At 52.6% G+C, this 7,360-nt stretch carries 5 protein-coding genes and 3 pseudogenes; 4 read left to right on the top strand and 4 right to left on the bottom strand.

Annotated elements, in window-relative coordinates:
- The first annotated feature begins 331 nt into the window (after positions 1-331).
- From OKC31_RS21105 to OKC31_RS21095, 3 genes are all read left to right on the top strand, one after another.
- Positions 332-889 carry a recombinase family protein gene (locus tag OKC31_RS21105; RefSeq protein WP_001235713.1) on the top strand — a complete coding sequence of 186 codons (558 nt, stop codon included), beginning with the start codon at positions 332-334 and terminating at the stop codon, positions 887-889.
- Between the two features lie 182 nt (positions 890-1,071).
- A complete protein-coding gene (locus OKC31_RS21100; protein WP_000027057.1) occupies positions 1,072-1,932 on the top strand; it encodes a broad-spectrum class A beta-lactamase TEM-1 in 861 nt (286 codons plus the stop codon).
- Positions 1,933-2,101: 169 nt separating this feature from the next.
- Positions 2,102-2,857: a 16S rRNA (guanine(1405)-N(7))-methyltransferase RmtB1 gene (locus OKC31_RS21095; RefSeq protein WP_012372818.1), complete on the top strand. Its 756-nt coding sequence runs from the start codon at positions 2,102-2,104 to the stop codon at positions 2,855-2,857.
- A gap of 80 nt (positions 2,858-2,937) precedes the next feature.
- Here the strand turns inward: OKC31_RS21095 and OKC31_RS21090 are convergent, their stop codons facing one another.
- Positions 2,938-3,486: a cation:proton antiporter domain-containing protein gene (locus OKC31_RS21090; RefSeq protein ID WP_014342204.1), complete on the bottom strand. Its 549-nt coding sequence runs from the start codon at positions 3,484-3,486 to the stop codon at positions 2,938-2,940.
- Positions 3,487-3,545: 59 nt separating this feature from the next.
- Here OKC31_RS21090 and OKC31_RS21085 point away from each other — a divergent pair.
- Positions 3,546-3,794 (top strand): annotated as a pseudogene (locus tag OKC31_RS21085) (TCP-1/cpn60 chaperonin family protein); the annotation flags it as partial.
- Positions 3,795-4,023: 229 nt separating this feature from the next.
- Here OKC31_RS21085 and OKC31_RS21080 read toward each other — a convergent pair.
- From OKC31_RS21080 to OKC31_RS21070, 3 genes and pseudogenes are all read right to left on the bottom strand, one after another.
- A pseudogene (locus tag OKC31_RS21080) lies at positions 4,024-4,548 on the bottom strand (transposase); the annotation flags it as partial.
- 38 nt (positions 4,549-4,586) lie between these two features.
- Positions 4,587-5,791, bottom strand: a protein-coding gene (locus tag OKC31_RS21075; protein ID WP_100654772.1) for an IS3 family transposase whose coding sequence is annotated in 2 segments (ribosomal slippage) — positions 4,587-5,473 and positions 5,473-5,791 — 1,206 coding nt in all. Because the reading frame shifts where the segments join, the coding sequence is not laid out codon by codon here.
- A 92-nt stretch (positions 5,792-5,883) separates the two neighbouring features.
- A pseudogene (locus tag OKC31_RS21070) lies at positions 5,884-6,903 on the bottom strand (IS91-like element ISCR1 family transposase); the annotation flags it as partial.
- Between the last annotated feature and the right edge of the window lie 457 nt (positions 6,904-7,360).

Below are 7,360 nucleotides of genomic sequence, written 5' to 3'. Positions count from 1 at the left end.
TTGAATGGGTTCATGTGCAGCTCCATCAGCAAAAGGGGATGATAAGTTTATCACCACCGACTATTTGCAACAGTGCCGAAAATATCGTGCCAGCTGAAGCTCATCCGGTTCACCGGTGAATCTGCCATAGCTTTCAGTCTGCTCAGTGGTCAGAAAGTCAACGGGCATATCGGCCTCCCTGCCTGACGGGCATTTAGTAACATTTTTGCAACCGTACGAAATGTTATAAATTATCGGACATCGTAAAACTGTTACATTAATATGTCTATTAAATCGTAAATTTGTAATAATAGACATGAGTTGTCCGATATTCGATTTAAGGTACATTTTTATGCGACTTTTTGGTTACGCTCGGGTCTCAACCAGTCAGCAGTCTCTTGATCTTCAGGTCAGAGCACTCAAAGACGCAGGTGTGAAAGCAAACCGTATATTTACCGATAAGGCATCCGGCAGTTCAACAGATCGGGAAGGGCTGGATTTGCTGAGGATGAAGGTGGAGGAAGGTGATGTCATTCTGGTTAAGAAGCTCGACCGTCTTGGCCGCGACACTGCCGATATGATCCAACTGATAAAGGAATTTGACGCTCAGGGCGTGGCAGTCCGGTTCATTGATGACGGGATCAGTACCGACGGTGATATGGGGCAAATGGTGGTCACCATCCTGTCGGCTGTGGCACAGGCTGAACGCCGGAGGATCCTAGAGCGCACGAATGAGGGCCGACAGGAAGCAAAGCTGAAAGGAATCAAATTTGGCCGCAGGCGTACCGTGGACAGGAACGTCGTGCTGACGCTTCATCAGAAGGGCACTGGTGCAACGGAAATTGCTCATCAGCTCAGTATTGCCCGCTCCACGGTTTATAAAATTCTTGAAGACGAAAGGGCCTCGTGATACGCTTATTTTTATAGGTTAATGTCATGATAATAATGGTTTCTTAGACGTCAGGTGGCACTTTTCGGGGAAATGTGCGCGGAACCCCTATTTGTTTATTTTTCTAAATACATTCAAATATGTATCCGCTCATGAGACAATAACCCTGATAAATGCTTCAATAATATTGAAAAAGGAAGAGTATGAGTATTCAACATTTCCGTGTCGCCCTTATTCCCTTTTTTGCGGCATTTTGCCTTCCTGTTTTTGCTCACCCAGAAACGCTGGTGAAAGTAAAAGATGCTGAAGATCAGTTGGGTGCACGAGTGGGTTACATCGAACTGGATCTCAACAGCGGTAAGATCCTTGAGAGTTTTCGCCCCGAAGAACGTTTTCCAATGATGAGCACTTTTAAAGTTCTGCTATGTGGTGCGGTATTATCCCGTGTTGACGCCGGGCAAGAGCAACTCGGTCGCCGCATACACTATTCTCAGAATGACTTGGTTGAGTACTCACCAGTCACAGAAAAGCATCTTACGGATGGCATGACAGTAAGAGAATTATGCAGTGCTGCCATAACCATGAGTGATAACACTGCGGCCAACTTACTTCTGACAACGATCGGAGGACCGAAGGAGCTAACCGCTTTTTTGCACAACATGGGGGATCATGTAACTCGCCTTGATCGTTGGGAACCGGAGCTGAATGAAGCCATACCAAACGACGAGCGTGACACCACGATGCCTGCAGCAATGGCAACAACGTTGCGCAAACTATTAACTGGCGAACTACTTACTCTAGCTTCCCGGCAACAATTAATAGACTGGATGGAGGCGGATAAAGTTGCAGGACCACTTCTGCGCTCGGCCCTTCCGGCTGGCTGGTTTATTGCTGATAAATCTGGAGCCGGTGAGCGTGGGTCTCGCGGTATCATTGCAGCACTGGGGCCAGATGGTAAGCCCTCCCGTATCGTAGTTATCTACACGACGGGGAGTCAGGCAACTATGGATGAACGAAATAGACAGATCGCTGAGATAGGTGCCTCACTGATTAAGCATTGGTAACTGTCAGACCAAGTTTACTCATATATACTTTAGATTGATTTAAAACTTCATTTTTAATTTAAAAGGATCTAGGTGAAGATCCTTTTTGATAATCTCATGACCAAAATCCCTTAACGTGAATTTTCGTTCCACTGAGCGTCAGACCCCGAAAACGATTTAGGAGACACCGATGAACATCAACGATGCCCTCACCTCCATCCTGGCCTCAAAAAAATACCGCGCCCTTTGCCCGGATACCGTGCGGCGCATCCTGACTGAGGAATGGGGGCGGCATAAATCCCCCAAACAGACCGTAGAGGCTGCACGCACCCGGCTGCATGGAATTTGCGGGGCATATGTCACCCCGGAATCGCTCAAGGCTGCTGCCGCCGCGCTTTCTGCGGGCGATGTAAAAAAGGCATTGTCGCTGCATGCCTCCACCAAGGAGCGACTGGCCGAGCTGGATACCCTGTACGATTTTATCTTTTCAGCCGAAACTCCCCGCCGCGTGCTGGATATCGCCTGCGGTCTTAACCCCTTGGCGCTATACGAGCGCGGCATTGCATCCGTGTGGGGCTGTGATATCCACCAGGGATTGGGGGATGTCATCACCCCCTTTGCTAGGGAAAAAGATTGGGATTTTACCTTTGCCCTGCAGGATGTGCTGTGTGCGCCGCCCGCCGAAGCCGGCGACCTGGCGCTGATTTTTAAGCTTTTGCCCCTGCTGGAGCGGGAGCAGGCCGGTTCTGCCATGGCACTTTTACAATCCCTCAATACCCCGCGCATGGCTGTCAGCTTTCCCACGCGTAGTTTAGGCGGGCGTGGAAAAGGCATGGAGGCGAACTACGCCGCATGGTTCGAGGGCGGCTTGCCCGCCGAGTTTGAGATTGAGGATAAAAAGACCATCGGAACAGAACTTATATACTTGATAAAAAAGAATGGATAAGCCAATCAGAAGGCAAATCATCTAAAAAAGAGGAACGAAAAATATTTTTCGTTCCTCTTTTGTTCTATCGAACAAGCACACTACGACTGCTGTTTTTGAAGCAGCCTTTTATAGCTCAGCTCGATGCCCAACGCCCCCAGCGGCGCTGTAAGTATAATGGCAAGAACCGCCACCGCAAGTATGGTTTCCCCACTGCCAAGCCCCATCGCCAGCGGAATAGCGCCGATTGCAGCCTGCACCGTTGCCTTGGGCAGATAGGCAATCATGCAGAACAGGCGCTCCTTCCGGGATAGGTCTGTACCCAGCGTACTCATCCACACGCCCAGCATGCGAAACAGCAGCGCAGCTGTGATCAGCAGCATGCCGCTTAGCCCGGCGGAGAAAAGGTAACGGATGTTGACCGTTGCACCCACCAGCACAAACAGCCAGATTTCTGCCGCCACCCAAAGCTTTGAAAATTTGCCGGATATACGCTTTGCAACCGGGGCGTTGGTTTTTAAAAGGGTGACGCCCATCCCCATCACCGCCAGCAATCCGGAAAATAGCGCCCTTTCGCCCAGGGTTTTCTCCAACGCAACCAGCGCAAAGGATGCGCCCAGCAGCAGGAGCACCTTGATCGTATCACGCATATGTACCCGCTTAAAAAGGGCTGCCGGCCGGCAAGGTGCTGTGCACGGATCTGCCCTGGCAGGGCATCAACGAAGACCAGAACCTGGGCATCGCCATCACCCGCCGTGCGCTGGAAGCCCCGCTGCGCGCCATCGTGGCCAACGCCGGTGAAGAACCGAGCGTGATCGTGGCCAACGTCAAGGCCGGCGAAGGCAGCTACGGCTACAACGCCGCCACCGGCGAGTTCGGCGACATGATCGCCATGGGCATCCTGGACCCGACCAAGGTGACCCGCTCGGCCCTGCAGCACGCCGCTTCCGTCGCCGGGTATAGGAAGTATAAACCACCTTTTTGCTCCTCATCCGAAGTATCTTACCTGAAATTCCCTCACTCGTTTACCGCTCAAGCCCCAATTTTAACTGCCGGTCCAGCCTAAACCGCTCTAATAAGGTTCGATTTGGCGGTAAAATCTCTAGCCTGATAGCTCGAGAGATACAAACTGCCCCACCGCCCCGTTTAAAAGTTGGCAGTGTTGAGCAGTGTTGGATTTGGGGTCGTCAGTCAAAGAGACGACTCTGTGATGGATCGAACAGGCTGGGAGTCAGTGGCGGCGCTCGTTCTGGTGGCAGCTCACGCTGCTTGGCGGCATTCGCCTTGGCTGTTTTCTGTTTCAGATGCTTGAGAATCTGCTCAATGACCTTCGGATCTTCGATGCTGGCAATCACTTTGACGTGACCGCCGCAGTGTTCGCAGACTTCAATATCAATATTGAAGACTCGCTTGAGGCGTTGCATCCAGGTCATGGCGCGGTGGCGCTCTGCAGGACTCTTGTCACGCCAGTTAGTATCGAGACCTTCCGATTTGTCGGGCTTCTTGCCCCGCTTGGCGGGTGTTACTTGAACTCGGTGTTTGCTGTTCGGTGCAAAGACGCCGTGGAAGCGTGTGAGGTTGACTCGCGGCTTAGGTACCAACGCAGCGAGTTTGGCGATGAAGTCCAGCGGCTCGAAGATCACATGGGTGGTGCCATTGCGGTACGGAGTTTTGAGCTCGTAACGCACCTGCCCATTGGCGGTTAATGCCAGATGGATTTGACCCCATAGGTCCAGACACTTTTTCCCGCTTAGGGTTGTGATACCCGACTGCGCAGAAATTCCCGTGGTGAACGGTATCCCAAGGCGCTGTGCGGGTGGTGCTCGTTATAATGCTCAAACGCGATAGCCAAATTGCCTACCGCTGTTCGGCTATCCGGTTTTGGCATCATCTCGATATAGTCTCGCTTCATCGTCTTCACGAAGCTCTCCGCTATACCGTTACTCTGTGGGCTTCTCACTGCTGTCGTTCTGGGCTCCAACCCGATTTCTCGTGCAAACGCGCGGGTCTCATGGGCTCGATACGCCGAGCCATTATCAGTCAGCCACTCCACCGGTGATGCCGGCAACGAATCCCCAAAGCGACGTTCGACAGACCTCAGCATGACATCTTGCACAGTGTCACTATCGTAACCCCCAGTACTGGCCGCCCAGTCCAACGCTTCCCTATCGCAGCAATCCATGGCGAACGTGACACGTAGTTTTTCACCGTTATCGCAGCGAAACTCGAAGCCATCTGAGCACCACCGTCGATTGCTCTCCTTGACGGCAACACGCCCCTTATGTGCCTGCTGGGCCAATGGTGCAGCTGGTTTTCTTTCCAGCAGCAAGCCATGCTCGCGCATGACGCGATATACCCGCTTAGCGTTTACCACAGGTTGTTCTGTTGCCTCAGACTGACGCCGTAACAGCGCCCAGACCCGGCGATAGCCATAGGAGGGAAGCTCTGCCATCGCCTCCATGATACGGCCAAGTAAGGCTGCATCATCACGCTGGCGATGATGACGACCATCTTGCCAACCCGGTTTTCGATGAACACGAACGGATAGCTGCGCACGCGATACATTAAGAGCCTGGCTCACAGCACTTAATCGTCGTCCCCCGGCAACAAGGGCGCATGCGCAATCCATTTTTTTGCTCGACCATACTCCACGGCTTCTTTGAGGATCTCGTTCTCCATGGTCTTCTTCCCGAGCAGACGCTGAAGCTCTCGGATCTGCTTGATGGCAGCAGCCAACTCGGAAGCAGGAACAACATCCTCACCGGCGGTGATCGCCGTGAGAGACCCTTCTTGGAATTGCTTACGCCATTTGAAAAGCTGGTTTGCGTTGACGTCGTGCAAGCGAGCAACATGAGAGACGGTCATCCCGGGCTCAAAGGTCTGCTGCACGATGGCGATCTTTTCTTGTGGAGTCCGGCGTCGACGGCGCTCGGCCCCTGTTAACACTTCGACCATCTTCTCGTTGTGACTAGTACTGAACATAGCTCCAAGACTACCTCTTAAGTTAAGAGGGGCGAAGTGTCTGGATCTTCAAGGGGCCAATCTACCAGACGTTTTTCTGAAACCGCTGGCCGACTAATGTAGCGACACAAGCGCTCAAGCTTATCCCGCTGATGCGCTTCGGCCATCACACCGGCGTGTAGCGAGAAACCAGCATGGTTGGCTACTCGACTGCTTGAGTCGGCTTTATCCTCACGCCCTGGCAAGGTTTGCAGGGTGAAGACTTTGCGCCCTTGCTGGGGGCCGACGGCAATGCGATACGTAACCGAAGCACCATGTAATTGAGTCAGCGTATCGTCTTCGCCCTCTTCCAGTGTCAACCACGTATTCTCGGCATCACGCTCCAAAATCCCACGCTTTTCCATGCAGCGAGCGATGCGATGGCTGAGGGTGTGAGCGAGCGTATTCAGCTCATCGTAAGTGGGTGCCTTGACACGATGGAAGCGTTGCTTGCCATAGTCATCTTCGGCATAGACACCATCGAGAAACAGCATGTGGTAGTGGACATTGAGATTTAGCGCGGAGCCAAAGCGTTGGATAAGAGTCACTGAGCCAGTTTGTGCAGAGGCTTTGGTGTAACCGGCTTTTTTGATCAGATGAGTTGAGAGTGTACGATAGACGATACTCAAGACCTGGCCCATCAGCTGGGGATGGCGAGCCAGCAAAAAGCGTAGCTGGAAAGGAAAGCTGAGCACCCACTGGCGAATGGGCTCCTTGGGGAAGACTTCGTCTATCAGCAGCGCCGCACTCTCGGCCATCCGGCGGGCACCGCAGCTAGGGCAAAAGCCGCGTCGTTTACAGCTGAAGGCGACCAGACGCTCGTGATGACAATCCTCGCAGCGAACCCGCATGAAACCATACTCCAGACGGCCACATTGGAGGAGGTCGTTGAATTCTTGTTGGATGTAGCGAGGCAGGTGTTGACCTTGGGCTTCGAGTGAGGCTTTGAAGGCTGGGTAGTGCTGCTCAACCAGCTGGTAGAGCAGCGTCTGGTCGGGTTGGTGGCGTTCGTAACCGTTTGTTTGAGTGGGCGATTGACTCGCCGTGGCGTTCCTTGCCAGCGACATGGGTATCCTCCGCTGATACTGTGGTTATGTACAGTATCAGCGGCTTGCGTTCAGACGTCCAGTCTGGCCCTAGACATCGCTAAATGCTTAACCCGCAATAGCCCTCACGAGTTGTTATCAGCCACTACCGGTTGAGCGAGAAGGTTTTGGGTTCAGGGTGCTATTGCTCCACCAATCACAATACTGAAGCCCCAACTGTTATCAGTTGGGGCTTTTTCTTGTCTGTTTGCGGCGGTTGCGTTTTATCGGTAGTCGTCGAGCTCTGCACCATCCCACATAAGAGCTTAACGGTGCGATCTTCAACGCCATCACACAAAACTTTCTTTTTCACGCACAGTCAACTTATTGGATGTTTTATTAACAACCCAAAAGGAGATATTTAGCGGGCGGCCGGAAGGTGAATGCTAGGCATGATCTAACCCTCGGTCTCTGGCGTCGCGACTGCGAAATTTCGCGA

It is taken from the genome of Aeromonas sp. Y293-4, from assembly GCF_027705905.1.
GTDB lineage: Bacteria > Pseudomonadota > Gammaproteobacteria > Enterobacterales > Aeromonadaceae > Aeromonas > Aeromonas veronii.
Note: the sequence above shows the minus strand (reverse complement) of the source record. Positions and strands in the feature narration are given on the sequence as shown.